Genomic DNA, 25,017 nt, shown 5'->3' with positions numbered 1-25,017 from the left:
TCGTCTCCGATGTTCGCTATCCGGTGTGGATGGAGGTTGCGATGTTCCGTTCGGGCAAGATCCTGCTCGCGCTTGCGCTGTTCTCGGCAATTCCAGTCGTTGCGGTTGCGCAAACCGCCGACAAGCCGGCGGCGCAGACCGATCAGGCGCAGCCCGCCGATCAGGCGCAGCCGGCAAATCAGACGCAGCCGGCTGACCAGCTATTGAAACCGGAGCAGCTCGAAGCGCTGGTTGCGCCGATTGCGCTCTATCCAGACGCACTGCTCGCGAACGTGCTGGCAGCGTCAACCTATCCGCTCGAGATAGTGCAGGCAGACCGCTGGCTGAGCGCGCACAAGAACCTGAAGGGAGACGCACTCAAGGCGGAGGTGGCCAAGCAATCCTGGGACGACAGCGTGAAGGCCCTGGCCAGCACGGCCGCGGTCCTGTCGATGATGAGCGACAAGATCGATTGGACCAAGAGTCTCGGCGACGCGGTGCTCGCGCAGCAGGCGGATGTGATGGACGCGATCCAGCGATTGCGCGCAAAGGCCCAGGCCAACAACAAGCTGGTGACGACGAAGCAACAAAAGGTCAGCGTCCAGACGCAGGAGAACAAGCAGGTCATCGTCATCGAGCAGGCCGATCCGGACACGATCTATGTACCCTATTACGATCCCGCGACGGTCTACGGCGCTTGGCCCTATGCAGCCTATCCTCCGTATTATTTCGGCTATCCATCCTATATCGGCGCCGGCGTGATCGCGGCGGGCCTTGCCTTCGGGACGGCCTGGGCGATCGGGCGATGGGGCAATTATTGGGGCGGCGGCTTCAACTGGGCCAACCGAAACGTCTACGTCAACCGTTACAACCGGGTGAACAACATCGGAAACAACTGGCAGCACAACCCGGCGCATCGGCAGGGCGTCCGCTACAGCAACACCAACGTCCAGCAGCGCTTCGGCAACAACAATCTGAAAGCTGGCGCCGGAAATCGGATGGATTTTCGAGGTCGCGACGGTCAGCAGGTGCTTCGCCCCGGACAGGACCGACCCGGAGGTGGTGACCGCGCTGGCGCGGGCGACCGCGCGGGAGATCGTGCCGCTTCGCGCGACCGGCCCGGCGGCGACCGTGCGAACCGTCCAGGCACGGCCGATCGTGCACAGGGAGGCGGTGATCGCGCCAAGGCTGGCGATCGCGCCAAAGGGGGCGATCGGGCCAAGGGAGGCGATCGGGCCAGGACCAGCGACCGTGGCCGCAACGCGGCGCGCGGTGGCGGCGGTCGCGACAACGCTTTCAGAAACGTGTCATCCGGCCGTGCCGCCAACCTGCAATCGGCTCGCGGGCAAATGAGCCTGGGCGGACGCGGCGGCGGCGGCGGTCGCGTCGCGGCTGGCGGCGGCTTTGCCGGCCGTGGCGGCGGAGGATTCCACGGGGGCGGCGGTGGCGGCTTCCGCGGCGGTGGAGGCGGCAGGCGATCGGATATTGCCCTGAAGCATGACATCGTCCTGCTCGGCCATCTGGCCAACGGCCTCGGCTACTACCGTTTCAGCTATCTCGGCAGCAGCAAGGCCTATGTCGGCGTGCTGGCGCAAGAGGTTGCGCAGGTGATGCCGCAAGCCGTTACGCGAGGCAGCGACGGTTATCTCAGGGTCTATTACGACAAGCTCGGTCTCAAGCTGCGCGCCTACAGCGAATGGCTCGCCAACGGCGCGCAAATCCCCGCCCGATCGGAGGCATCGCGATGAGAGGCTTCCCGATGTTCCGCTTGAGCCATGCAGCTTTCGTCAGCGTGGTCTCGGCGACAGTTCTGGCGCTACTGATCCCTTCGGCTCAAGCGCAGCAGGCCTATCCAAATCCCGAAGACGCAGCGGCAGCACTGGCCACCGCTGTGCGGAGCGGCGCGAAGCGGGCCATCCTGAAAGTGTTGGGCCGTGACGCTGATGATATCATCGAGTCCGGCGATGAGGTCGCCGATGCCGAGACTCGCCAGACCTTCCTTACGGCCTATGACGCGAAGCATTCCATCAAGGCCGAAGGCAACAAGAAGGCCACGCTGGTACTTGGCGCCGATGACTTTCCGTTCCCGATTCCTCTCGTCAACAACAGGGACGGCTGGGAATTCGATGCTTCCGCAGGTCGCCGCGAGATCCTCTATCGCCGCATCGGCCGCAACGAGCTCGATGCCATCCAGACCTCTCTCGCCTACGTCGATGCGCAGAACGAATATGCCGACAAGGATCGAACCGGCGAGGGAGCGGGGACCTACGCGCAGCGCATCGTCAGCAGTCCTGGCAAGAAGGACGGCCTGTTCTGGCGCGACGACCGCGACCCAAGCCCACTCGGCGAACTGGCGGCCCAGGCAGCAGCGGAAGGCTACAAGGTTGGAGGGGATGGCGCACCTTACCATGGCTACTACTACCGGATCCTGAAGGCGCAGGGATCCGACGCACCCGGCGGCGCTTTGAACTACGTCGTGAAGGGGAAGATGATCGGCGGCTTTGCACTCATCGCCTATCCCGCCGAATACGGCAATTCGGGCGTGATGACCTTCATGGTCAATCACGCCGGAACCGTCTACCAGAAGGACCTCGGTCCACGCACCGAGATCATCGCAAGGCGCCTCATCACGTTCGACCCCGACCAGACCTGGAAGAAGGTGGACGTGAAGAATCCCTGAGAACCGTGGAGTCCCTGCGATGATGAGACGTCCGATCCGGGCTATTGGCCTTGCCTTGGTCGCGCTAACTCTGCTGTCCGCGCCGCTATTCGCGCAGGCCTCAGGGCATGTTCGCGTCAAGTTCGTCAAGGCCGGATTGATGGTGGGAGCGGGTGGCGGGAGTGGTATCCTGACCTATCGTGGCCACACCTACCCGTTCAGTGTCTCAGGCCTCAGTCTGGGCGTCACCGCCGGTGCCTCTATCAGCCGATTGGAGGGACGGGTGACCGGCTTGCGCGCAATCAGCGATTTCGCCGGCACATACGAGTCAGTGGGCGGCGGCGGCGCTTTCGTCGGCGGTGTCGGAGCCGCGCACCTGCGAAACGAGAAGGGCGTTGTGCTCGAGCTCCAGGGACCCAAGGCCGGTATGGAGGTCGCGGCCAATCTCAGCAGCATCAGGATTTCGTTGCGATGAGGCCTTCTCTTCCGGAAAGCCAAAGACGTCAGGCTTTTGATCAGGTGAGTTGCAGAACGAGATGAACAGTTTGCGGATCGCGCCGGGAGGCAGGCTTGAAGCCGAACTTGCCGAAAACCCTCAGCATCGCAGCATTTTCCGGCAGGACTTCCGCGACGAGTTCCTCAAGACCAGCATCACGCGCGATCTTGGCCAGATGACGCATCAAAAGAGTGCCAACGCCGTGCCCCTGCCACTCGTCGACGACCGCGAACGCGAGCTCGGCGCGTCCAGGTTCGAAGACGACGTAACGGCCGCCGCCGATGATGATCGGGCGGTCATGTTCAGTCGCAATCGCGACGAGCGCCACATGTTCCTTGAAGTCCGGGTTCATGAAGAACGCATGTTCCGCTTCCGAAAAGTGACGTTTCGCCACGAAGAAGCGCCGGTGCAGTGACTCTGCGCTGGTTCGCTCGACCGCTGCGAGCATGCCGGCCTCATCCTCTGGCCGAAGTGCTCGAATCTCTACGCTGCCGCCATCGCGCAGAGGTTCCGACACTGCGTAGTGAGCGGCATCCAGCATTGGGGCTTTCTCGCGGTACTGGGTCGAGCGGGCGCTATCTGGCGTCACTGTTGTTCGGTGGCGCTTGACCTAGATCAAAGCGTCTTTCCGCAATGCACCTTGAATGGAGCACACATGTAAGTCGGAGCATGGTGATGGAGAACACAATGCTGTCGAACGATCCGATCTCGCGATTGGTGGCGTCCGCCGTCGAGTACATGACCGATGCCGGCCAGCGTAGCGTGCTGTTTCTCGACATTCTGCGCCAGCGCGGCGATCAATATCGTGAGCATGTCGCCAAGACCGCGCCGCACGTCCTGAATTATGCGGCCGAATTGATCATGGATGGCCGCAAGCTGGACGATCCGGTCAATTACGCGCTGGTACGGATTATTCCCCCCAAAGGCATCGAGATCGATCTGAAACGACGGCCGTTCGTCGTCGTCGACCCGCGCGCCGGTCACGGCCCCGGCATTGGTGGTTTCAAGGCGGACAGCGAGATCGGGGTTGCCATGAAGGCCGGGCATCCCTGCTATTTTATCGGCTTTCTGCCGGAACCGATGCCGGAGCAGACCATCGAGCGCATCGCGCGCGCGGAAGCATTGTTCCTTGAAAAAGTCATCAGCCTTCACCCGGATGCGGACGGCAAGCCTTGTGTGGTCGGAAACTGTCAGGCCGGCTGGGCCGTGATGATCCTCGCCTCGTTGCGTCCAGAGTTGTTTGGCCCGGTGATCGTCGCGGGGGCGCCGCTCGCGTATTGGGCCGGCGTGCACGGCAAATATCCGATGCGCTACTCGGGCGGTCTGCTTGGCGGGAGCTGGCTGACGGCGCTGACGAGCGACCTCGGCGGTGGCAAGTTCGATGGCGCCTGGCTTGTCCAGAACTTCGAGAACCAGAATCCGTCCAACACGCTGTGGACGAAACAGTACAACGTCTTCTCCAAGGTGGACACCGAGGCTAGCCGCTACCTTGAATTCGAGCGTTGGTGGGGCGGCCATGTGAACCTGAACGCCGAGGAGATCCAGTTCATTGTCGACGAGCTCTTCATCGGCAACAATCTTGCTGCCGGCCGCATCAAGATGTCGGACGGTGAAACCGTTGACCTGCGCAACATCAGATCGCCGATCGTCGTTTTCTGTTCCAAAGGTGACAATGTCACCCCGCCGCAGCAGGCGCTGGACTGGATCCTCGATCTCTACGCCGACGTTGACGAGATCCGGGCTTACGGACAGACGATCGTTTACACGGTTCACGAAACCATCGGTCATCTCGGCATCTTCGTATCAGGAGGCGTAGCCAAGAAGGAACATGCGGAATTTTCCAGTAACATCGACCTGATCGACGTGCTTCCGTCGGGCCTCTACGAGGCGAGCTTCGAGGCCAAGGGCGCCGAGACGGCCAACGCCGAGCTTGCCGTCGGGCAGTGGGTGATGCGTTGTGAAGCGCGGACCCTCGACGACATCCGGGCTATGGGAGGCAATTCAACGGAGGATGAACGGCGGTTCGAAACCGCGAAGCGAGTTTCGGAGTTCAATCTCGCCGCTTACCGCAAGTTCGTCCAACCTCTGATCAGGCGCATGGTGACGCCTGAACTGGCAGAGTGGACGAGCCACCTCCATCCGCTGCGCCTGCAGTACGAGGCTTTCAGCAGCCAGAATCCGTTCATGGCTGCGGTCAAGGCGACCGCGCAACAGGTCGAGGAACGGCGCAAGCCGGCAAGTTCGGATAATCCCTTCCTTGCGTTCCAGGAGACCATCTCCAAGCAGATCGTTCACGCTCTCGACACCTGGCGCGACTCTCAGGAAGCGCTCAGCGAAGCGGTATTCCTCGCCGTATATGGCTCACCTGCGCTGCAAGCAGCGGTCGGCGTTGATCCCCGATCGGCGCCGCCGTCGCGAAGACAGGAAATGCCGACACAGTATCGGCAGCAAATGGAGAAACGGGTCGCCGAACTGAAGTCGCAAATCAGCGAGGGTGGCCTTCGCGAGGCCGCGATCCGCGCTCTCCTCTATGTTGGGTCGGCCCGCGGCATGGTGGACGAGCGCAGCCTTGAGGCTTTGCGTCGGGTGCGCCGCGATGTTGCGGGCAAGCCCGTGACGCTCTCCGAATTCAAGTCTCTGGTTCGTGAGCAATTCTTCATGCTTCTTCTCGATCGCGACGCTGCACTAGGGGCGATCCCGGCCCTGCTGCCGGACAATATGAATGAACGGCGCGCGGCGTTCGGCGCGATTCGTGATGTGCTGTCGGCGAGCGCAGGGATTTCAGGCGAGGTGGCGAGCCGGCTGAATCGCGTTGCGGAACTGTTCGGCCTCGAGCCAGGAGAGATTTCGGAGAAGGTGTCGAACGTGGCCCCTTTCGATCCCAAAGCAAGAGCATCCTGATACGATCTGAGGGGACCCGGAGTCGCACCATGAATGAAACCGCTCATACCAAGTACGATCGACTGATCGCCGCCGCCAAGGCTGTCTCGGCAGTCCCGACTGTCGTGGTTCATCCCTGTGACGAGACGTCGCTGCGCGGTGCGATCGACAGTGCCGCGGCTGGCATCATCAAGCCGTTGTTGGTCGGCCCCGAAGCGAAGATCAAGGCGACGGCCACAAAGCACGGTCTCGACATCGCGGGTCTCGAGATCGTCGATGCGCCGCACAGCGACGCCGCTGCTGCCAAGGGCGTTGAATTGATCCATGCTGCCCGAGGCGAGATGTTGATGAAGGGCAGCTTGCACACCGACGAACTGATGCGAAGCGTCACAGCGAAGACGACGGGGTTGCGAACCGATCGGCGCATCAGCCACGTCTTTGTGATGGATGTGCCCACCTACGCCGATACGCTTCTCATCACCGACGCTGCGATCAACATTTTCCCCGATCTGGATGACAAGCGCGACATTATTCAGAATGCCATCGACCTGTTCACGCAAGCCGGCTTCGGCAAGCTGCCGCGGGTCGCCATCCTCTCGGCGGTCGAGACGGTGACGTCCAAGATTCCATCCACCATCGAGGCGGCCGCACTCTGCAAGATGGCCGACCGCGGCCAGATCGCAGGCGGCGTGCTCGATGGACCACTCGCGTTCGATAACGCCGTCGACGTCGAAGCGGCGCGGATCAAGGGCATAAAGTCCGAGGTCGCCGGTAGGGCACAGATTCTGGTGGTGCCCAATCTCGAGTCGGGCAACATGCTGGCCAAGAACCTGGCCTATTTCGCCAAGGCGGATAGCGCCGGACTCGTGCTCGGGGCCAGGGTTCCGATCGTGCTGACGTCCCGGGCCGATTCGCCAAGGGCGAGGATGGCCTCGTGCGCGGTCGCCGCGCTCTATGCCGACGCCCGCCGCCGGCGGGCCCCAACAGCCGCGTGATCGCCATGGATACTATCCTTGTCGTCAATGCCGGGTCCTCCAGCGTGAAGTTCCAGATCTTTGCGGTCGATGGCGACGGCAGGCTCACGCGGCAGATCAAGGGTCAGATGGACGGGATTGGCAGTCGCCCGCGGCTACGAGCCAGCGGGGCGGATGGCGAGCCACTGGCGGATCGGGCCTATCCAATCGAGCGCGTTGCGGACGTGCCGGCCGCGCTTGAGGTTGCGGGCGGCTGGCTTCGCGACGAGCTTCGCATCAGTCCGATCGCGGTTGGACATCGCGTGGTTCATGGCGGTCCCGAGTACGAGCGTCCGGTAAGGATCGACCACGGCGTGGTGGCGCGCCTCGAAAAATTCGTGCAACTGGCACCTCTTCATCAACCTCACAATCTGGCTCCGATCCGGACGCTGCTTGCAAACCGCCCCGATCTGCCGCAAGTCGCCTGCTTCGATACCGCGTTCCATCGTACCCACGGCGCGCTGGCGGATCACTACGCGGTTCCCTTCCACCTATATGCCGAGGGTGTACGACGCTACGGCTTCCATGGGCTCTCGTATGAGTACGTTGCGAAGACCCTGCGGCAGGTGGCTCCAGAGATTGCCGAAGGCCGGGTCATCGTCGCGCATCTCGGCAGCGGCGCGTCGATGTGCGCATTGAAAGAGGGATGCAGCGTCGAAAGCACGATGGGATTTACGGCGCTCGACGGGCTTCCCATGGGCACTCGACCCGGGCAGATCGATCCAGGTGTTGTGTTGTACCTCATTTCCGAAAAGGGGATGTCTGCGTCCGACGTTCAGAACTTTCTTTACCGTGACTGCGGGCTGAAGGGCCTATCAGGCGTCAGCAATGACATGCGGGAGCTGGAAGCAAGTGATGACCCGCACGCGATCCTGGCGATCGAATATTTCGTTCATCGGATCGGCCTTAACGCCGGCATGCTCGCCGCCGCGCTTCAGGGCATCGATGCGTTTGTCTTCACCGCCGGCATTGGCGAGAATTCAGCGAATATCCGTGGGCGGATCGGAGAGAAGCTCTCGTGGCTCGGAGTAGAGCTCGATGCGGCCGAGAATGCCCGCCATGCGCGGCTGATCTCGCGTCCCGACAGCCGCATTCCCGTCTATGTCGTGCCGACCGACGAGGAATTGATGATTGCACAGCATACCTTGTCGCTGCTCATGAATTCCGAACTGTCCGGCCCCAAGCGTGAGAGGGTATCATGATCCCCGTCTTCCCGGATTCCAAAGTTGCCCTGAAGGGCAAGAAGGGCCTCATCGTTGGCATCGCCAATGACCAGTCGATCGCCTGGGGCTGCGCGAGGGCGTTTCGCGCGCTCGGGGCTGACCTCGCTGTGACTTACCTGAACGACCGCGCCAAGAAGCACGTCGAACCGCTTGCGCAGGCGCTGGAAGCGCCGATCTTCATGCCGCTGGATGTCATGGTCGACGGACAGACCGAACAGGTGTTCGAGCGGATCGCAAGGGAATGGGGGCAGCTCGATTTTCTGCTCCATTCGATCGCCTTCTCGCCAAAGGAGGCGCTGCACGGGCGGGTGGTGGATGTCGGCCGCGACGGCTTCCTGAAGACCATGGACGTCTCGTGCTGGTCGTTCATGCGGATGGCGCATCTTGCTGAGCCGCTAATGAAGAATGGCGGCACGATGTTCACGATGACCTATTACGGCAGCCAAAGAGTGGTGGAGAATTACAACGTGATGGGCGTTGCGAAGGCAGCGCTCGAAGCCGCCGTCCGCTACATCGCTGCGGAGCTTGGCCCGAAGGGCATTCGCGTCCATGCGATCTCACCGGGACCGCTCGCCACGCGCGCCGCATCAGGCATCCCGGAATTCGACGAGTTGATGGACAAGGCGCAGTCGACGGCTCCCGCTCGCAGCCTCGTCAGCATCGATGATGTCGGCAACGCCACCGCGTTCCTGGCGCTCGACGGCGCCAAGCTCATCACAGGCAGCGTTCTCTATATCGACGGCGGCTACAATATCGTCGACTGAGTGCGACTGCGTGGCTCTGTTGCGTAGCGAGGTCGCCACGTGCACGGAGGAGACAGATGCGCGTTCTGACATCGAGCGTGCTGCTGCTCGCAATCATGACAGTTCCGATGCAGGCTCAGACCTACGACCCTCGCTATCCCGTTTGCATGAAAGTGTATGACGCTGCATTCGGCGGCGGCGAGCGATACGATTGTAGTTTTACGTCGCTGCCGCAATGTCGGGCGACAGCATCGGGCAGGCCGGCAATGTGCGAGCTAAATCCGTATTTCGCTCGAGCTCAAGCGCGCCGTGATGGGACCTACCGGCGACATCAGCAAATCTATTGATGCACGCCGGTCTGTTGGATCGCGGCGAGGCGCATGTCGTGCGCCGTACTCAATGGTAGTGCAGGGCGATCAGCTCTGCGACGCACGCAGGCTTCTTGCCGCCTTCAATCTCGATTACGAGATGGTAGTTCACGCGCAGGCCATCCGGCGGAACGTCCTCGGCTTCGGCGACAGTGACGCGGCCGCGCAGCTTCGAACCGGCCGGGACCGGCGCCAGATACCGTATCCGGTCGGCGCCGTAATTCAGGGTGTTGCGCACGCCCTTCAGCCCTATCACCGAGCGAATGAAGAGCGGGGCGAGCGCGAGCGATAACAGTCCGTGAGCGATGGTGGTGCCGCCGGGCAGCTCCTTGCTGGCGCGCTCCTGGTCGACATGGATCCACTGCTCGTCGCAGGTCGCTTCGGCGAACTGGTTGATGCGCTCCTGCGTTATCTCGATCCACTCGCTTGCGCCGATCTCGGTGCCGATGGCGGATTTGATCTCGCTGAAATCACTGAACATCCGCATAGCGCGACCTCGTCAGAGCTTCATTTCCGGCACGGTGTCGGGCACAGCGAGCTCGGCGTCCGTGACCGCCATGACCTCTCCGACGCTGATCCCGGGCGCGGTCTCAAGGAGGGTCGCCTTGCCGTCGGGGAAGCCGATCACCGCCATGTCGGTCACGACCAGACTTACCGGCCGCGCCGAGGTGAGGGGCAGCGTGCATTTCGCGACGATCTTTGATTTTCCCTTTGCCGCGTGCTGCATGGCGACGATCACCCGCTTGGCGCCGGTGACAAGATCCATCGCGCCTCCCATACCCGGCACCATCTTGCCAGGGATCATCCAGTTGGCGAGATGACCATGCGCATCGACCTGGAGACCGCCGAGCACAGTAACATCGACGTGGCCGCCCCGGATCAAACCGAACGACATTGCGCTGTCGAAAGTGCATGCTCCTGGCAGCGCGCTGATCGGACGGCCGCCGGCGTCCGTTAGCGTGGGATGCGCCATGCCTTGCTCCGGGATCGGCCCGGTGCCGATCAATCCGTTCTCCGATTGAAAGAACACCTTCAGATCGGGCGGAACGTAGTTTGCGACCAGCGTCGGAATGCCGATGCCGAGATTCACGAGATCACCACTCTTGAGCTCCCTGGCGACACGTCGGGCGATGATGGTCTGCGGATCCATGATATCACCCGTTGGTAATGAGATAGTCGACGAGGGGGGCTGGCGTCACGACATGGTCGGGCGCGATGACGCCGACGGGCACGATATGCTCCGCCGTGACGATGACGGTATCGGCGGCCATCGCCATGACAGGGTTGAAGTTGCGGGAAGTCAGGGCGTAAGCGAGGTTGCCGATGTAGTCGGCCAGAAACGCGTGGACCAACGCGAACTGTGCACGCAGTGCCGTCTCAAGCAAAAATGGTTGTCCATTGACCTCAATCTCGCGCTTTCCCTCCGCGACCAACGTGCCGACGCCCGTCGGCGTCAGAATGCCGCCCAAGCCGCACCCGCCTGCGCGAATGCGCTCGACGAAGGTTCCCTGAGGAACGAGATCGACGTTGATCTGGTTCGTCAGCATCTGTTGCTGCGCCTTCGGATTGAGGCCGATATGCGTCGCCGTCAGGCGTGAAACCAATGCTGCGTCGAACAGTTTGCCGACGCCTTTGCCGGGAACTGCCGCATCGTTGCAGATCAATGTCAGGCCGCTCTTTTGCTGGCGGACGACCTCGTCGAGCAGACGTTCGGGTGTGCCAACCCCCATGAAGCCGCCGACCATGACGCTGGCGCCGGCCGGAATCATTGCCACAGCTTCTTCGAGAGAAACGGCTTTCATGGTCGGAGCTCCACTCAGCGGCGTTCGCAGTCCGGGCAGCGGCACACCAAATCCTGCCGGTTGACGCGGCCGCTCCCTTTGATCTGCATCAAGGAAAGGCTCATCCTTCGCGGACGCTGACCCCGATTTCTTCGAGCATTTCACTCCAGAGCCTGCGGACCTGGGCGTGACGCTCTTCCAGCGCTGCACTGACGGACCGGCGGAACGGCTTGAGATCCTGGCCCTTCAGGAAAAGGATCTGCGCCTGCAGCATCCGTCCGCTTTCGAATTCGATCCGTCGCAGGGCCGACACGAAAGGATCTTCGGCGTTGGCCTCGACCGGAAGCAGGGCGGCCGGGCGGATAGCGGCGTGGAGCGCATGAGCAAGCGTTGAAAGATCGACAATTCGCGACAAGGTCCGCTCGGGAATCCCGTCAATCGATTGTGGCAGCCAGGTCATCTCCCAACGGGCAAAAAGATAGGCCAACGCGGGGTCCGGCACCCACGACGTTGCTCGGAGCAGCAGCGAGACTATCTCGGACTCACGATACAGCTGCGCATTGAGTTCGGCTTGCCAGCCAGCCTTGAGGTAGCCGGGCTGGGCGAATGCAAGTTGCCGGGCGAGGGCACCGTGGGCCGAAACCAGAAAGGCCGCGACGCGGGTCTGCTGTCGGGATGGTACATTTCCGCCGGCTCCGAGCGGACCTAGGAATTCGCTCATGAGGTTTTTCCGGGCGTTGGTATCGCGCGCAAATGATCATAGCCGGCTGGGAACGGCGTGAGTGGGCCACCGGCTTCCTGCGGGGCGATCCAGACGCCCCCATCGCCATGCCAACGGCCCGCCATGACATCTTCGGCAAAGCGAGCCAGAAGATCGGCGGTCAGAGCTGGCTTTTCCAGCGTAAAGGCGTGGTAAGCCTCCGGGATGATCACGAGCGAGCTGTTCGGAATGTGAGTTCGGAGCGTTTCATGCAATGAGCGTGGCGTCAGGAAGTCGAATTCGCCGTTGAGGATCATCGTCGGGACGCTGATCGACGGTAGCCGCGGCGTGATGGGTTCGAAGTCGAGGAAGGACTCCATAAGGTTTTGCAGCGCATAAACATCGTTGACCAGCCAGCCCTGCCGCTTCACGGCGTCGAGGTTATTCAGCAGCGGCTTCAGCCAGGCATCGGACAGGTTCATCGGCAGCAACAGGTCCTGCAAATATCCCGTCCCGCCAAGGATCAAACCGGTACGCAAGGCATTGCCAAGCAACAGCAGTTGCGGCGTGAGCTCAGCGAAGCAGCTCATCGGCACCAGTCCGGACAGCCTTTGGCTGTGCGCGATCGCATAGCGTAACGCGATCAGGCCGCCGAAGCTGATGCCGCTGAGAAAGACCGGGCCATCGTCCAATTCACCAATCAGCAAATGCAGTGCTGCGACCTGGTCTTCCTGACTGATGAAAAGCCCGGGCTTGTCCGACGCCCCTTGGCCCAGCAAGTCGAACGTGGCAACGCGAAAGTGCCTTGCAAGCAACGCATCCCGGTAGGCGCCCCATAATTCGGCGTATTGCGTCAGGCCGTTGACGAGCACGTAGGCCGGTGCATTCGCCGGCCCGTCCAGCTCATAGCGTATCCGATATGAGCCGTGGGCGAGAAAGGGCATTGCGGCAATCCGGCGTGGTTCGGCTGACACAATGGTCGACTTCTGCGAGCGAAATCCCTTGAGCTAGATCAAAGGCCCTGCCTCGGAGCCGACTACCCTTTCCAAAACGTCACCGGGAGGAATCCGCCATGACTGGCAAGAGCGCCGTCAAGCAATGCGTCCTGAGCCTGATCGTCCTGCTGGTTGGTGCCAGCCTCGCCGTCGCGCAGCCGTTCACGCGCCGCTCTTCGCAGATGCAGCATGACGGGTTGAAGAAGACCTATGAGGTCGCGAACTTCCGCATCGGCGGCAAATACGATCTCTCCGATCCCGCCAAGTGGGAGAACGGCGGCGAGGGCGGCATCACGCTGGAATCGCTCGGCGCCGGCAAATTGCGCACGGGATACATTGCGATCGGCAATCCGCGACGCAATTCCGCAGGTGAGATCACCAATGCCGTGGTGATCAACTCCTACTACTCTGGCGATTCGACGGACATGTACGAACAATGGGTCAAGGGGGCAGCCCTGTCGGGCGGCGTCCCGATCATTGGATCGGGCCGGCCGATCGACACCGACCGCTACTACGTCATCATGGTGGATCCGCTCGGCACCTGGGGTGCCAGCAAGCCGTCCGACGGACTCGGAATCAAGTTTCCGCAGTACAGCTACTACGACATGGTACAGGCCAACTACCGCCTGCTGCGCGACGAGCTGAAGGTCGCGCGCGTCGCGCTGGTCACCGGCGTCTCAATGGGCGGCACGCAGACCTATGTCTGGGGCGTGATGCATCCGGAATATATCGGGGCAATCATGCCCATCGGCGGCACCACGCAGTCGGACGGCGAGGACCCGGTCGGCAACTGGACCTTCCAGATGATGACGGCCGCGATCGAGGGCGATCCGGTCTGGCAGGCGACCAAGGGGGACTATTACAAGCTGCCCAAGGAAAAACATCCGATGCCGGGCGTGGCGTTCGGATGGTCGATCCTGGGAATGACCGGCTACGATTTCGGCTATCGCACGACCCAGAACTGGGTCGCGGTGCAGCCCGAAATCTTCTACTGGGACCCGCCGAACGAGAAGGCCGGCTTGAACGTCATCAACCGCGCCAAGCTCTATGACGCCGTCGATCTTGTCTGGCGCAACCGGGTCGGCGAGACCCACAACATTAATCCCTATCTCGGCCGAATCCAGGCGCGCACGCTGGTGATGCACATCACCAACGACCTCTGGCTGAACTTCAAGCTGGCGCAGAAGGCCGTCGATCGCGTGCCGGGCGCAGACCTGATCGCGCAGGAGAGCCCGGTCGCGCATTACGGCGTGTTCCCGATCATCAACCAGCGCAAGAACGATCCGAAATTCGTCGCCTTCATGGACGACGTCGCGGCCCTCGACCGCGCGCAGAAATTCGTCGACAAGAACTACCGTGTGCCGGGCGTGGCCGACAAGATCGATCCGAGCAAGTCCTTCTGGAAGGACTTCGTGACCTATCCTTATCCGGTCAAATACGCCAACGCCAAGGACAAGATCGGAAACACCTGGCAGATCGGCTACATGGACGAGTATGCCGGCACCGAAAAGGATCCCAAGGTCCTCGTCATCATCCATGGCAAGGGCGCGTTCGGCGGCCACTACGGCAACATCATGCAGTATGCGCTGCGGAGCGGGTTGCGCGTGATCGTGCCCGACCTGCCGAATTACGGCATGTCCGGGCCCGGCAATCTCGACAAGAGCCCGGCGCGCACCATGCAGGACATGCGCGAGGTCATCTACGACGTCGTCGTCAACCAGCTCGGCGTCAAGAAGGCCTACTATCTCGGCCACTCCCTCGGCGGCCAGTTTGTCGTGGGCTACGCCCTGACCTGGCCGGAGGCGGTGCAGGGGCTTGCCCTGGAGGCGCCGTCCGGTCTGGAAGAATATCCGCGCGACATCACGATCGCGAAGGACAAGAAGGCACCTCTGTTCCAACCGGGACTCGGTCGGGACTTCGACAAATGGAGGCAGATCTGGGACCAGACAGGCATCCTGGCGGCGGAGAAGGCCCGCGATGAGCAGGGCATCCGCGACTTCTTCTACTTCAAGAAGCGTGACCCCGACACCGGCACTGTGTCGGCAGCGAAGAGCGGCTATTTCTACAATGACAGCGAATATGCCCGCTTCCACACCGAGCAGCGCGTGGGGCTCACCAGGGGCAACCCCAAGGAGCTCGAACAGTGGTGCAACATCTTCATCTTCGACATCTACACGATCGGAGCGGAGCTCCAGCAGGATGATCCGAAGAACCTTTACGAGCGGGTCACAGGGATCAAGGCGCCGATCTTCCTGGCGTTCGGCGACAAGGAGCCGTTCATTCCGACGCCCGCGTTCAACGGGCTGACCGATCTTGGGCGCGACGTAATCACACCGTTCATGACGCGCATGACCAATGCCGGCAACCGGCCGATGCTGAAGATCTATCCGGAGACCGGACATTTCATCCATACGGACAACCCGGTGGAATATTCCGCTGATGTGGTGGACTTCGTCACCAAGGGCGTGGTCGACACATCATCGCCGCAGGGCACCGATCGCATGATCAAGGGCTCGGTCGTGTCGGCCCTGCCGGTGGCTCCGACACCCCCGGGTGCCGCGCCCACGGCCGGTCTGAACAAATAGGTCGCTGTCATGCCCTGGGTGCAGGCGGGTGAGGTCCAGCTCGGCTGGCGGGAATGGGGAGGAGGCGGCGTCACGGTCGTTTTCATCCACGGCAATCTCGCCAGCAAGGACTGGATCGAGCTGGCAGCTCCGCATTTCCCTCGCGGCTTGCGGGTGATCGGGATCGATTGGCGGGGCTGCGGCGACAGCGACCGGCCGATCCCTGCGCCCGATTATTCCAACTACTCGATGCAGCAGCATGCACAGGATATGCTGGCGGCGCTCGATGCTCTCGACATCAAGTTCTGCCACCTGGCGACGCACTCGACCGGAGGGATCATCGCCGCGCGGATGCTCCTGATGCAGCCGGAACGGTTTGGGAGGGTGTTCGCACTCGATCCCGTCACCCCGCTCGGCATGGCGTTCAATGCCGATCAGATCGGGTTGTTCCGCGCCATGATGGCGAGCAGGGAGGTGACGAGGGGCGTGATGGCGACCGCGGCGTCCTCACTGTTCACGCCCGATAGTCTCGCACCCAACACGATCCCGCGCTTCCGCGAAGGGATCGGTGAAATTCAGAGGCTGTTCGAGCGGATACTGGAGCAGACGTTTGGCGTTTCCGAAGGCATCTGGATCGGGACGCCGGTCAATCTCACCCGCGAGCGCGAAACTGGGGAGCTTCAGAGGCGTATGCCGGAGCTTCGCCATCAACACCTGGTGCTGTGGGGCGAATACGATGGTTGGATTCCGCCGGACGATCTCAGGACGATGGCGGCCGTGATGCCCGACTGCCGGCTCGTGGTTGTGCCAGGTGTCGGGCATTCGATGAATCTCGAATTGCCGCTGCTCTATGCTGGCTATTTCGGAGCCTGGTTCGGAGGGCTCGCACAATAGCTGGTCGATCTGACATCGGCGCCCGCTCGATCTGACATCGGCGCCCGCTCAACGCGTTCTCACGAAAGTCCACAAGGAAAGCTCATCGGGCAAGCCGCACGTTGATGGATCGAGGCCGTTCGAGGGAAAGAAAGTGTAGCCGCCAACAAGGTCGTCCAGCGCCGCGGTCACGGTATGGTACGACCCAAGGTCTTCGTCCTCATAGAACGGATGATACGTTCTTCCCGCCCGTGGCATGATCCGAAACGTTCCGTGGCTCGTTCGGTATTCCCAAAAGCCGAACGACATCACGGCTACCGTTCATGTACAGCGCCGGTGGGACAGTCGGCCTGCGTCGCTTCGAGTTTGCACGCCCGTAATCTGGCGACATCGCCAGCACGACAAATCGGGAACGTCATGAAATTAACTCCTGCGAATCCGCTACGATTCTACAAGCGAAGGATCTCACCGACCAAAGCCCTGGTGTCGTATTCGTTGGCTTTGTTGTCCACAGTGCTAGTCACGCAACACCATCGGGACGCGACTCATCATAGGCTGTACGAGCGTCTTCACGACGCTTCTCCCTGAGACTCCAAGCCCGTCGCGAATGGCGGGCTTCCTTCGCACCGCTAATGCCTCGGGTCTGATGCCTGGCCCGTTTCATGCTTTCCCAAGCTGCCAACGGAGGGCTGGCATGATCGCTGAACACTTTCTGGTCTGGGCTGCACTGTTAGGCGTTGTGACGTTCCTGGCCCTCTATTCGGCCGGGCAAAGGCGCGAATAGTCTCATTGGAAGTTGCGGACGCTGGTTAATGACACTCAAGGTTCCTGATAATCCGCGGCGCAGCAAGTTCGCGGGATTGTGGCGAAGTCCATGACGACCATCCCAATTTTAACTGAATGGGAACCATCCGACCGTAGAACGATTAGGCGAAGTGATTCCTTGGAGTTCGAAATATGTCGGATGAGGAAATCGCTCTCCGGGCAGTCAGTGCTGCCCAAGAAATACTGGAAGAGTACCTTGAACCTCGGCCGCGCTCCAATGAACGGCTGATCCTCGATCGACTGGTCGAAGTACTCGAACAACCAGGCCTAGTCGCTGCAGTTAATCGCCGCATACAGCGCGCTCATCGGGAACGTTCGAATTAGCTGCCACTTACTTTCGCGGATGCCATCTGTCGCCCAACCGCTCAAAACGTCAGCCATGTTTACCAAACAGGCGGGTTTGACCGAAGTCGCGACAGGTTAGCGGGGCCAATCGACGGAATTCGCTTATTCTTCTGTCGGGTTCCGCCCTCAAGTTAATGTAGCGACCGCTGGCGTGTTATTTCAGGAAAACAAAAAGGTTCCCAACAGCAGGCCCGCCGCAAACGCCCAGAGCCCCAACGTGCACGCGGAAATCACCCGCGCGAGGTTGCGTAAATCTGCATCTTGCAAGGTATCGTAGGGTTGATCCGTCAATTGCAGGCCCCCCTGCAGTGGCCGCCTCGGCATCCTTACCGACCTTAGCCTCCTCCACATGGGTGCCCAAATGATGGCGACCGTGATCACACGGGATCAATTTTTAGCGCCAAGCACAGGTGCTGTCGCTGGCGAAGGGACACTCTCAGAAACAAATTGGAACAAACGGCAATCACAGAATCTGCAATCATTGATGCAGTCCAGAGGATTACAGGTTTCCCGGTCAACAGTGCCAAGCGGTGGTCCGAAGATGACGAGCGCCAGGATGGCCACTCGCGTAGAGATAAAGTGCATTGCCGAACGTGCTGGCCACTACGATCCCCATGAGCGCATCCAAGGCGTTGGCGGCGTTCATAACGGCGCACGCTGGTGGCTAGAAGAGGATGCTGCAATCGCAGCCATCGAAAGCGGGACTTACAGGTTCTTCATCAGCGTGAATGGAAGGAGCCTTAACGTAGTGGTGGCGACCGACAACGGGCGCAAATATCTCAAGACTACTGCGGACGGATTCGCTCCGAATAATCTCCTAAATCTTCCTGAGTTCACAGATCCTGCGGCACCTCCGGCAGTACACACGAGGCGAGCGCCGCGCCCATGAAGAAATGGTCGCACTCAGTACCGAACGACCAGTTCGGCGCGAAAACGTACTCAAACCCGCCCCCACGGTGCCGCCCCAGGCGGGTCGCACTTGCCGATGCCGACGTCAGGGTCGCTCCAGTCGCGGTCGAAGGACCTCATGTGAATTATGCCGAGCGCATTTTCGACTTCCAAAGCAATCCACCAAACGCGGCAGTGGCTGGCCAAGCGATCATGTCGTCTATCGATCTCGCCCCTCGAATCCCGCGTTTCGCCCGCGAGACCGATCGTCGTGCGATGCTTTACGCCGCGCGCTAATTCAACTGTGGCCTTACCGCATCGGCGATGAAGGAAACGATCCCCGTGAGCGAAAATCGTTTTGACTGATCAGGCGCCAGACGGTTCGGTAGGGGCATGTTTGATGCTGCAATTTCATTTTTGATTGTATTAAGTGTCGGCATTCTCATTGCCCATGCCATCGACGCTTTGCGATCCTGATGACCATCGATGAAGCAGGGGGCTTGGGAATCGAGATTCACTTAGTTCAATGCGGGAGATATCGCTCCATGGCAGCGTGTTTGCATGCGGGAACTGGATCACATGAACAACTTTGTCAGATCAGGCGGCTTTTTCCACCTGGATCGGTGTCGCTCTGATACGGAGGCGGGCCGGCTGAACGCGGTGGCTTTCGGCAAAGCGCCATCAGAATTCTCGAGCGAATGAAGCGGCCACGTTTGGCGATCTCTCCGAGCGCGTGGGCGAGGAGCGAGCTATCCAGCTGCCCGCGGCGAGCTTCCCCTTGCTGTGATCTCTGCCGAGATTTCCTCGATTGTTTTGCGCCGCTCCATTGCGGCCCGCCGGATCAGTGCAAAGGCTTCGGGTTCGGCGACGGAATGCAAGTGCATCACTTGAAGAACAGCAGCAAGTACGATGCGACGTGACCGCAGACGTTGCTCGAGTTTGGAGATCTGCTCCTTCAGTTCGTTGGTGCGCCCGTTTCGCTCGAACGCCATGACGAGGGCTGCGTAGATGCCCGCTGAACGCAGCGGTTTGACGAGAAACGATGCTGGGTCAAGTTCAAGCAGGAGCTTAAGTCGGCTTGGCGTTTCCGTGCCGAGCAGTGCGACCACGGGAACGCCTCCGTGAAAAATGTGCTCTATCGTCGAGTTCAGGGGCAGAAACTCGTCGTCGATCAGGACAATGTCAGCGTGAGGCTCAATACCATGACCAGGTTCCCAACTGCGGACGTCAATTCCAAGGCGCTCGAGCTGACGTCTGACGATCGATAAATCACGTTCGTCCTTGATGGCGACGAGGGCCTTGCGGCCGCGGAGAGAGAATGATGAAGGCTTGCTCATTTAACGATCCGCAGATGGGGCGCATTTGGCAACGCTTCATTCCGTGAAGGCAAGACAGCGACGTCGAGTTGCGACAGGTAGGGGTCGGGCTTTACGGGGGCGGCGGCTTCCCAGAAGATGTCGAATTGTTCCTGTGCGTTCGAGACCGCCAGACGTGGTGTAAGAACGCAATGATTGGTCTCGCCATCGATCCAGACGGGCCCCTGCGGCGAATTGTAGCGATAACCGACAGCGGCCCGACGTACTTCATCTATATCGGCCGTGCCGGCCCGTTGGATCGCGCGCGCGAGCAGATAGACCGCAACATAGGCCGATTGGCCATCAACGGAGGGACTGCTGCCTTCGCCGTGACGTGCCTTCCAGCGAGCGACGAACGCACGATTTTCCGGCAGTCGAATGCTCTCAAACCAGGCTGACGACGTGATGCAGCCGGCCGATGCCGGTCCGACGATCTTGAGCTCAGGTTCGCAGAGACTGCAGCTCAACATCGGAATGTCGAGGCCGGCAGCCGTGGTAGCGGAATGGAAGGCGCGAATGAAGTCGTAGCTCGAGCTGCCAACGAGCGTGTTGAACACCACCGGCGGCTTGCGCCGCACGATTTCGCTGACGATGTGTTCGACCGCGCTTTCGCCGAGCTCCAGCAAGCGTTCGGCCAGGATACTTCCCTGTGCCGCTGTTACCAGTTCGCGCGTGACGCGATTGGTTTCCCAGGTCCAGACATAGTTGCTCCCGACGCAAAAGATGTGGCGCGAGATGTTATCGAGCACAAACCGCACGAGTGGCAGGACGTTGTGATTGGGGGAAGCGCCGACATAGATAACGTTGTCGGAGCATTCGAATCCTTCGTAACGCGCCGGATACCATAGCAGTCGATCGGTGCGCTCGACGATCGGCAACACCTGCTTCCGTGATGCGGATGTGTAGCAGCCGATAAGGTGGTTGACCTCCGTGTTGCGGATAAGGTCGTCACAAGCCGTGTGGTACTCCGCGATGATGCCGCGGGGGTCGCGGACATGAGCGGTAAGCGCGAAATCGAAATCTGGACTAGCGTTGATCTCGTCGACCGCCATCAAGGCGCTCTTGAGGATCTCGCGGCCCATGGCCTGATAGGGACCGGACTGCGAGCATAGGATGCCAACTGGAATGGACGGCTTTGTCATCTCTCTCTTTCGGGAAGCGCGACATCTTGAGCAGATCATCATGACCGATATCGACGCAAGAGGTCTTGCTGATCTGCTGAGCAGCGAACTCGCCAAATTTGTGCACCTCCCCTCGTTGACAGCGCGGCGGACACGAACTTACAATTTCGGGGTTAAGGGCTTGCCTCGAACCTTGCTTGCCTTGATCTGGCCGATGACGTCCAGATCTTGGCTTTGAGTGCTCTGTTCGACTTCAGCCCTATCTATGGGTCATAGCCGCGGCATTGAAGCCATTCGTCGCCTCAAGCGGGAGGGACGGATGGCTTTTTTCTTTTGTCGCCCAAAGTGGCGATGCGTCCGTGTCGACAGAATGTGGGCGCTTGCGCGGTGATGAGCCGCAATTGCGTCGCGAAACAAGTGTGGGGACGAACGGCAATGGCGACGACTGATCTTCACTATCAAGGGCTGGTCGAGGTCGGGCAGCAGCTTCATGCAAGGAAGCTATCACCGGTCGAAGTGACCAAGGCGATGCTCGACCGGATCGAGCGGCTCGATGGCAAGCTTAAGAGCTACGCCCATGTCATGGCAGACTCTGCGTTGGCCGAGGCGGCCGTAGCGGAAAAAGAGATAGGGTCCGGCAATGTGAAAGGGCCGCTGCACGGCGTGCCCGTTGCGATCAAGGACCTCTGTTGGGTCAAGGGTGCGCCGGCTGCGCACGGCATGACCATCCACCGCGACTTCCACCCGAACGAGGATGCCACGGTAGTGACCCGGTTGAAGGGCGCTGGCGCGATCATTCTCGGCAAGCTGCAGCAGACCGAAGGCGCCTACGCCGATCATCATCCCAAGATCGAGCCGCCGAAAAATCCCTGGAACCCCGAGTTGTGGCCGGGAGCGTCGTCGAGCGGTTCCGGTTCGGCAACCGCCGCGGGGCTCTGTTTCGGGTCGCTTGGAACGGATACAGGCGGATCGATCCGATTTCCGTCCGCTGCCAACGGCATCACCGGGCTGAAACCAACTTGGGGGCGCGTTAGCCGTTACGGGGCGTTCGAGCTGGCGGCTACGCTCGATCACATAGGTCCGATGGCGCGCAGCGCGGTCGATTGCGGTGCAATACTCGGCGTGATCGCCGGGCAGGACGCAAAGGACACGACCTCCGTGCCGTTGGCCGTGCCTGCCTATCTGGCAGGGTTGTCCGGCGATCTGCGCGGCGTGACGATCGGCATCGATCGGCGCTGGACCGGCGAGGGCACAGATGAGGCCGCGGCCAAGGTGCTGGGTGAGGGGTTGCGCGCCGCGGCGGATCTTGGCGCGACGATCCGCGAGATCACGTTTCCGGATACCAAGGCCGTTGTCGATGACTGGTTCCCGCTTTGCGGCATCGAGGCGGCGGTTGCGCACGAAGAGACCTATCCCTCGCGCAAGGGCGAATACGGTCCAACGCTCGCCGGACTGCTCGATCTTGGCTTGCAGCAGTCCGGCACGAACTACCAGAAGATTGTGCTGCGGCGGGAGGCTTTTCGCGGTGCGGTGCGGCTTCTGTTCGAAGCTGTCGATCTCATCGCAATCCCGGCCCAGCCCTTCGCGGCGCCCACGCTCGCCAAGATGGCGGCGCTCGGCGAAGACGCTTCCCTGATCGCCGCACTGCTGCGCTTCACATGTCCTTTCGACATGACCGGAAGCCCGACAATCACGCTTCCCGGCGGCTTTGCATCCAACGGCGGTCCCGTCGCCTTCCAGTTCGCTGGCCGGCACTTCGATGAGGCCAGTCTGGTTCGAGCGGGCGACGCGTTTCAGCGCGTGACCGATTGGCACAAACGTCATCCTGTCATCTGACCCGAGGAGCCGTTCGCATGAAAGCGGAAGACTGGTTGCAAAGTTCCATTATGTCGAAGCGCGGCGTAGCCAAGGGGGTGGCCAGCGTAACGTACAGTCTGACGATCGAGCAGCAGGGCGGCTTCCATTACGTTTACGGGCCCTACGCGAAGCCCACTTTGTCGATCGATCCCGGAGGGGTCGTCGTCGTCGAGACCGAAGACGCCTTCGGCGGGGTGCTCACGAGCGAGAGCGACAGTCCGACGGCGAAGCTGACCTTTCCGTATCTCAACCCGCAATGCGGGCCCATAGCGGTCAAGGGCGCCAAGAAAGGCGATTGCCTTGCCGTCTATATCCGCGATGTCGAGACGCGCGGCGCACAGCCGGCGGGCACTACCTGCATTATTCCCGAGTTTGGCGGGCTGGTCGGCACCGGCTCCACAGCCATGCTCAATCCGCCGCTCCCCGAGCGGGTGAAAAAGCTGCATGTCGACAGGAACGGCGTCCGCTGGAACGACAAGATCACACTGCCTTACGAACCCTTCATCGGCACGATCGGCGTCTCTCCCGAGATCGAAGCGATCTCCTCGCTCCAACCGGACTATCACGGTGGCAACATGGACTTGCCCGACGTGGCGCCCGGTGCCGTCCTTTACCTGCCCGTGCACACCGAGGGTGGAATGCTCTACGTCGGCGACTGCCATGCCACGCAGGGTGACGGCGAACTCTCAGGCGTCGCGCTCGAGCAACGCGCAACGGTGACGCTGCAGGTCGATCTGATCAAGAACTGGAGCTTCGCCTGGCCGCGGCTCGAGACAAAGGACTTCATCATGACGATCGGCAGCGCGCGCCCGCTCGAGGACGCGGCCCGCATCGCCTATCGCGAGCTAACGCGATGGATGGCTGCCGATTACGGCTTCGACGAGATCGACGCGTACATGCTGCTCAGCCAGGCCGGGCGAATGCGGCTCGGCAATATGGTCGACCCGAAATACACGATGGGCGCGTCGATTCTCAAATCTTACCTCAAGGCATGATTACCAGCGACATTCAACAAGGGGTCATTTCAATGGCATCGGGACATCTGATCAGAACTGCATTTCTTGGTGTGATGCTGGGGACGGTCTCGGCGATCTGCGCCGCGAAGGCGGCCGAGCCTCCGCTGAAGATCGGTCTGCTCGAGGACGTCTCGGGCGATCTTGCTTTCATGGGCATGCCAAAACTCCACGGCTCGCAATTGGCGGTCGAAGAAATCAACAAGAACGGCGGCATTCTCGGACGACAGGTCGAACTCATCCATCTCGATCCGCAAGGCGACAACGCGCGCTACCAGGAGTTCGCGCGGCGTCTGCTCAGCCGCGACAAAGTCGACGTGCTGATCGGAGGTATCACCTCTGCCTCCCGCGAGGCCATTCGGCCGATCATCGACCGGACGACCACACCGTATTTCTACACCAACCAGTATGAAGGTGGCGTCTGCGACGCCAGCATGATCAGCATGGGAGCGGTTCCCGAGCAGCAATTCTCGACGCTGATCCCCTGGATGGTCGAGAAGTTTGGCAAGAAGGTCTACGTCATCGCCGCCGACTACAATTTCGGTCAGATATCGGCGGAGTGGAACCGGAAGCTCATGAAGGACCTCGGCGGCGAAGTGGTCGGCGAGGAATTCATTCCCCTCGGCGTCTCTCAGTTCGCACAGACTATCCAGAACATCCAGAAGGCAAAGCCGGACTGGCTCCTCACAATCAATGTCGGCGCCGCTCAGGACTCGTTCTTCGAGCAGGCGGCCGCGGCAAAACTCAACCTGCCGATGGGGTCGTCGATCAAGGTTATGCTCGGCTTCGAGCACAAGCGCTTCAAGCCGCCGGCGCTCAACAACATGCACGCGACCGCGAACTGGTTCGAGGAGATCGATACGCCTGAAGCCAATGACTTCAAGAAGCGCTGGCATGCGAAGTTTCCCGACGAGCTCTATATCAACGACATGGGCTACAACGCCTATAACGCGCTCTACATGTACAAGACGCTGGTCGAGAAAGCCAAATCGATCAAGCTCGAGGACATGCGCAAGGTGATCGCAACGGGCGACGCTTGCATCGATGCACCAGAGGGTAAGGTCTGCGTCGATCCGAAGAGCCAGCACACGTCTCACCGCATGCGCCTGATCTCGGTCGGCCCCCAGCATGAGGTAACGGTCGTGAAGGACTATGGAACGATCCCCCCATACTGGCTTGGCGAGATCGGCTGTGACCTCACCAAGAAGAATGACAAGGATCAGTACACGCCCAGTCACCTTCCCAACAAGTCATGAGGCGCCTGCGGGCACGAGTCTTGCTTTTCCGATCGTGTCTCATCGCGTCATGACTTTGCAGCGCGCGGGCGCCGCAACGTTGC

At 61.0% G+C, this 25,017-nt stretch carries 23 protein-coding genes; 15 read left to right on the top strand and 8 right to left on the bottom strand.

Translation table 11 applies throughout. The features are described from left to right. Positions 1 to 41 precede the first annotated feature (41 nt). Genes JQ553_RS08875 through JQ553_RS08865 form a run of 3 tightly spaced genes read left to right on the top strand, consistent with a single transcriptional unit; the run spans position 42 to position 3,113 of the window. On the top strand, positions 42 to 1,727 hold the full coding sequence (locus JQ553_RS08875; protein WP_212499712.1) for a DUF3300 domain-containing protein: 1,686 nt from the start codon (positions 42 to 44) through the stop codon (positions 1,725 to 1,727). A gap of 11 nt (positions 1,728 to 1,738) precedes the next feature. Further along, the gene (locus JQ553_RS08870; RefSeq protein WP_212499711.1) at positions 1,739 to 2,659 is read left to right on the top strand and encodes a DUF2950 domain-containing protein; all 921 of its coding nucleotides are present in this window, start codon (positions 1,739 to 1,741) and stop codon (positions 2,657 to 2,659) included. Between the two features lie 19 nt (positions 2,660 to 2,678). Continuing rightward, positions 2,679 to 3,113, top strand: a complete 435-nt coding sequence (locus JQ553_RS08865; RefSeq protein WP_212499501.1) for a hypothetical protein — start codon at positions 2,679 to 2,681, stop codon at positions 3,111 to 3,113. Between the two features lie 40 nt (positions 3,114 to 3,153). Here JQ553_RS08865 and JQ553_RS08860 read toward each other — a convergent pair whose 3' ends face one another. Then, positions 3,154 to 3,675 carry a GNAT family N-acetyltransferase gene (locus JQ553_RS08860; RefSeq protein WP_212499500.1) on the bottom strand — a complete coding sequence of 174 codons (522 nt, stop codon included), beginning with the start codon at positions 3,673 to 3,675 and terminating at the stop codon, positions 3,154 to 3,156. Positions 3,676 to 3,803: 128 nt separating this feature from the next. Here JQ553_RS08860 and JQ553_RS08855 point away from each other — a divergent pair, with 128 nt between their 5' ends. From JQ553_RS08855 to JQ553_RS08835, 5 genes are read left to right on the top strand one after another with little or no spacing between them, the layout of a single operon-like run. After that, complete coding sequence (locus JQ553_RS08855; protein WP_409363041.1) at positions 3,804 to 6,035, top strand: DUF3141 domain-containing protein; 2,232 nt, start codon at positions 3,804 to 3,806, stop codon at positions 6,033 to 6,035. A gap of 29 nt (positions 6,036 to 6,064) precedes the next feature. After that, positions 6,065 to 7,009, top strand: a complete 945-nt coding sequence (locus tag JQ553_RS08850; protein ID WP_249144038.1) for a phosphate acetyltransferase — start codon at positions 6,065 to 6,067, stop codon at positions 7,007 to 7,009. A gap of 5 nt (positions 7,010 to 7,014) precedes the next feature. Continuing rightward, a complete protein-coding gene (locus JQ553_RS08845; protein WP_212499498.1) occupies positions 7,015 to 8,229 on the top strand; it encodes an acetate/propionate family kinase in 1,215 nt (404 codons plus the stop codon). Next, complete coding sequence (gene fabI, locus JQ553_RS08840) at positions 8,226 to 9,014, top strand: enoyl-ACP reductase FabI (protein ID WP_212499497.1); 789 nt, start codon at positions 8,226 to 8,228, stop codon at positions 9,012 to 9,014. The genes JQ553_RS08845 and fabI overlap by 4 nt, the downstream gene beginning before the upstream one ends. A gap of 56 nt (positions 9,015 to 9,070) precedes the next feature. Further along, entirely contained in the window at positions 9,071 to 9,340 is a 270-nt protein-coding gene (locus tag JQ553_RS08835; protein ID WP_212499496.1) for a DUF3551 domain-containing protein, read from the top strand. Between the two features lie 49 nt (positions 9,341 to 9,389). Here the strand turns inward: JQ553_RS08835 and JQ553_RS08830 are convergent, their stop codons facing one another. The 5 genes from JQ553_RS08830 to JQ553_RS08810 form a co-directional block, all read right to left on the bottom strand. Beyond that, positions 9,390 to 9,848, bottom strand: a complete 459-nt coding sequence (locus tag JQ553_RS08830; RefSeq protein WP_212499495.1) for a MaoC family dehydratase — start codon at positions 9,846 to 9,848, stop codon at positions 9,390 to 9,392. Between the two features lie 12 nt (positions 9,849 to 9,860). Beyond that, positions 9,861 to 10,511: a 3-oxoacid CoA-transferase subunit B gene (locus JQ553_RS08825; protein WP_212499494.1), complete on the bottom strand. Its 651-nt coding sequence runs from the start codon at positions 10,509 to 10,511 to the stop codon at positions 9,861 to 9,863. 4 nt (positions 10,512 to 10,515) lie between these two features. Then, the gene (locus JQ553_RS08820; RefSeq protein WP_212499709.1) at positions 10,516 to 11,163 is read right to left on the bottom strand and encodes a CoA transferase subunit A; all 648 of its coding nucleotides are present in this window, start codon (positions 11,161 to 11,163) and stop codon (positions 10,516 to 10,518) included. A 100-nt stretch (positions 11,164 to 11,263) separates the two neighbouring features. Further along, the gene (locus JQ553_RS08815) at positions 11,264 to 11,863 is read right to left on the bottom strand and encodes a hypothetical protein (protein WP_212499493.1); all 600 of its coding nucleotides are present in this window, start codon (positions 11,861 to 11,863) and stop codon (positions 11,264 to 11,266) included. After that, a complete protein-coding gene (locus JQ553_RS08810; RefSeq protein ID WP_212499492.1) occupies positions 11,860 to 12,786 on the bottom strand; it encodes an alpha/beta fold hydrolase in 927 nt (308 codons plus the stop codon). The genes JQ553_RS08815 and JQ553_RS08810 overlap by 4 nt, the downstream gene beginning before the upstream one ends. Positions 12,787 to 12,914: 128 nt before the next feature. On the opposite strand from JQ553_RS08810, the gene JQ553_RS08805 reads away from it, so the two are divergent. From JQ553_RS08805 to JQ553_RS35065, 3 genes are all read left to right on the top strand, one after another. Continuing rightward, entirely contained in the window at positions 12,915 to 15,422 is a 2,508-nt protein-coding gene (locus JQ553_RS08805; RefSeq protein WP_212499491.1) for an alpha/beta hydrolase, read from the top strand. Between the two features lie 9 nt (positions 15,423 to 15,431). Further along, positions 15,432 to 16,295 (top strand): alpha/beta fold hydrolase, encoded by an 864-nt coding sequence (locus tag JQ553_RS08800; protein WP_212499490.1) that lies wholly within the window; start codon positions 15,432 to 15,434, stop codon positions 16,293 to 16,295. Positions 16,296 to 17,793: 1,498 nt separating this feature from the next. Beyond that, a complete protein-coding gene (locus tag JQ553_RS35065) occupies positions 17,794 to 18,333 on the top strand; it encodes a DUF3892 domain-containing protein (RefSeq protein ID WP_312015105.1) in 540 nt (179 codons plus the stop codon). Positions 18,334 to 19,081: 748 nt separating this feature from the next. On the opposite strand, the gene JQ553_RS08790 is transcribed toward JQ553_RS35065, so the two are convergent. Continuing rightward, on the bottom strand, positions 19,082 to 19,669 hold the full coding sequence (locus JQ553_RS08790; protein ID WP_212499489.1) for an ANTAR domain-containing response regulator: 588 nt from the start codon (positions 19,667 to 19,669) through the stop codon (positions 19,082 to 19,084). Next, a complete protein-coding gene (locus JQ553_RS08785) occupies positions 19,666 to 20,829 on the bottom strand; it encodes a transporter substrate-binding domain-containing protein (RefSeq protein ID WP_212499488.1) in 1,164 nt (387 codons plus the stop codon). Before JQ553_RS08785 ends, JQ553_RS08790 begins: the two co-directional genes overlap by 4 nt. Between JQ553_RS08785 and JQ553_RS08780 the strand changes: the two genes are divergently transcribed. From JQ553_RS08780 to JQ553_RS08765, 4 genes are all read left to right on the top strand, one after another. Beyond that, complete coding sequence (locus tag JQ553_RS08780) at positions 20,813 to 21,046, top strand: hypothetical protein (protein ID WP_212499487.1); 234 nt, start codon at positions 20,813 to 20,815, stop codon at positions 21,044 to 21,046. The genes JQ553_RS08785 and JQ553_RS08780 overlap by 17 nt on opposite strands. Before the next feature lie 197 nt (positions 21,047 to 21,243). Continuing rightward, complete coding sequence (locus JQ553_RS08775; RefSeq protein ID WP_212499486.1) at positions 21,244 to 22,644, top strand: amidase; 1,401 nt, start codon at positions 21,244 to 21,246, stop codon at positions 22,642 to 22,644. A gap of 17 nt (positions 22,645 to 22,661) precedes the next feature. Continuing rightward, a complete protein-coding gene (locus JQ553_RS08770; RefSeq protein ID WP_212499485.1) occupies positions 22,662 to 23,660 on the top strand; it encodes an acetamidase/formamidase family protein in 999 nt (332 codons plus the stop codon). Between the two features lie 32 nt (positions 23,661 to 23,692). Then, complete coding sequence (locus JQ553_RS08765; RefSeq protein WP_409363040.1) at positions 23,693 to 24,934, top strand: urea ABC transporter substrate-binding protein; 1,242 nt, start codon at positions 23,693 to 23,695, stop codon at positions 24,932 to 24,934. Positions 24,935 to 25,017 lie beyond the last annotated feature (83 nt).

It is taken from the genome of Bradyrhizobium lablabi (assembly GCF_018131005.1).
Classification (GTDB): Bacteria; Pseudomonadota; Alphaproteobacteria; order Rhizobiales; family Xanthobacteraceae; genus Bradyrhizobium; species Bradyrhizobium lablabi_D.
Note: the sequence above shows the minus strand (reverse complement) of the source record. Positions and strands in the feature narration are given on the sequence as shown.

Bases quoted from the DNA above. Each gene is read 5' to 3' on its own strand.
- JQ553_RS08875 (WP_212499712.1), top strand. From the start codon at position 42: ATGTTCCGTTCGGGCAAGATCCTGCTCGCGCTTGCGCTGTTCTCGGCA.
- JQ553_RS08870 (WP_212499711.1), top strand. From the start codon at position 1,739: ATGTTCCGCTTGAGCCATGCAGCTTTCGTCAGCGTGGTCTCGGCGACA.
- JQ553_RS08865 (WP_212499501.1), top strand. From the start codon at position 2,679: ATGATGAGACGTCCGATCCGGGCTATTGGCCTTGCCTTGGTCGCGCTA.
- JQ553_RS08860 (WP_212499500.1), bottom strand. From the start codon at position 3,675: ATGCTGGATGCCGCTCACTACGCAGTGTCGGAACCTCTGCGCGATGGC.
- JQ553_RS08855 (WP_409363041.1), top strand. From the start codon at position 3,804: ATGGTGATGGAGAACACAATGCTGTCGAACGATCCGATCTCGCGATTG.
- JQ553_RS08850 (WP_249144038.1), top strand. From the start codon at position 6,065: ATGAATGAAACCGCTCATACCAAGTACGATCGACTGATCGCCGCCGCC.
- JQ553_RS08845 (WP_212499498.1), top strand. From the start codon at position 7,015: ATGGATACTATCCTTGTCGTCAATGCCGGGTCCTCCAGCGTGAAGTTC.
- fabI (WP_212499497.1), top strand. From the start codon at position 8,226: ATGATCCCCGTCTTCCCGGATTCCAAAGTTGCCCTGAAGGGCAAGAAG.
- JQ553_RS08835 (WP_212499496.1), top strand. From the start codon at position 9,071: ATGCGCGTTCTGACATCGAGCGTGCTGCTGCTCGCAATCATGACAGTT.
- JQ553_RS08830 (WP_212499495.1), bottom strand. From the start codon at position 9,848: ATGCGGATGTTCAGTGATTTCAGCGAGATCAAATCCGCCATCGGCACC.
- JQ553_RS08825 (WP_212499494.1), bottom strand. From the start codon at position 10,511: ATGGATCCGCAGACCATCATCGCCCGACGTGTCGCCAGGGAGCTCAAG.
- JQ553_RS08820 (WP_212499709.1), bottom strand. From the start codon at position 11,163: ATGAAAGCCGTTTCTCTCGAAGAAGCTGTGGCAATGATTCCGGCCGGC.
- JQ553_RS08815 (WP_212499493.1), bottom strand. From the start codon at position 11,863: ATGAGCGAATTCCTAGGTCCGCTCGGAGCCGGCGGAAATGTACCATCC.
- JQ553_RS08810 (WP_212499492.1), bottom strand. From the start codon at position 12,786: ATGCCCTTTCTCGCCCACGGCTCATATCGGATACGCTATGAGCTGGAC.
- JQ553_RS08805 (WP_212499491.1), top strand. From the start codon at position 12,915: ATGACTGGCAAGAGCGCCGTCAAGCAATGCGTCCTGAGCCTGATCGTC.
- JQ553_RS08800 (WP_212499490.1), top strand. From the start codon at position 15,432: ATGCCCTGGGTGCAGGCGGGTGAGGTCCAGCTCGGCTGGCGGGAATGG.
- JQ553_RS35065 (WP_312015105.1), top strand. From the start codon at position 17,794: ATGGGTGCCCAAATGATGGCGACCGTGATCACACGGGATCAATTTTTA.
- JQ553_RS08790 (WP_212499489.1), bottom strand. From the start codon at position 19,669: ATGAGCAAGCCTTCATCATTCTCTCTCCGCGGCCGCAAGGCCCTCGTC.
- JQ553_RS08780 (WP_212499487.1), top strand. From the start codon at position 20,813: ATGGACGGCTTTGTCATCTCTCTCTTTCGGGAAGCGCGACATCTTGAG.
- JQ553_RS08785 (WP_212499488.1), bottom strand. From the start codon at position 20,829: ATGACAAAGCCGTCCATTCCAGTTGGCATCCTATGCTCGCAGTCCGGT.
- JQ553_RS08775 (WP_212499486.1), top strand. From the start codon at position 21,244: ATGGCGACGACTGATCTTCACTATCAAGGGCTGGTCGAGGTCGGGCAG.
- JQ553_RS08770 (WP_212499485.1), top strand. From the start codon at position 22,662: ATGAAAGCGGAAGACTGGTTGCAAAGTTCCATTATGTCGAAGCGCGGC.
- JQ553_RS08765 (WP_409363040.1), top strand. From the start codon at position 23,693: ATGGCATCGGGACATCTGATCAGAACTGCATTTCTTGGTGTGATGCTG.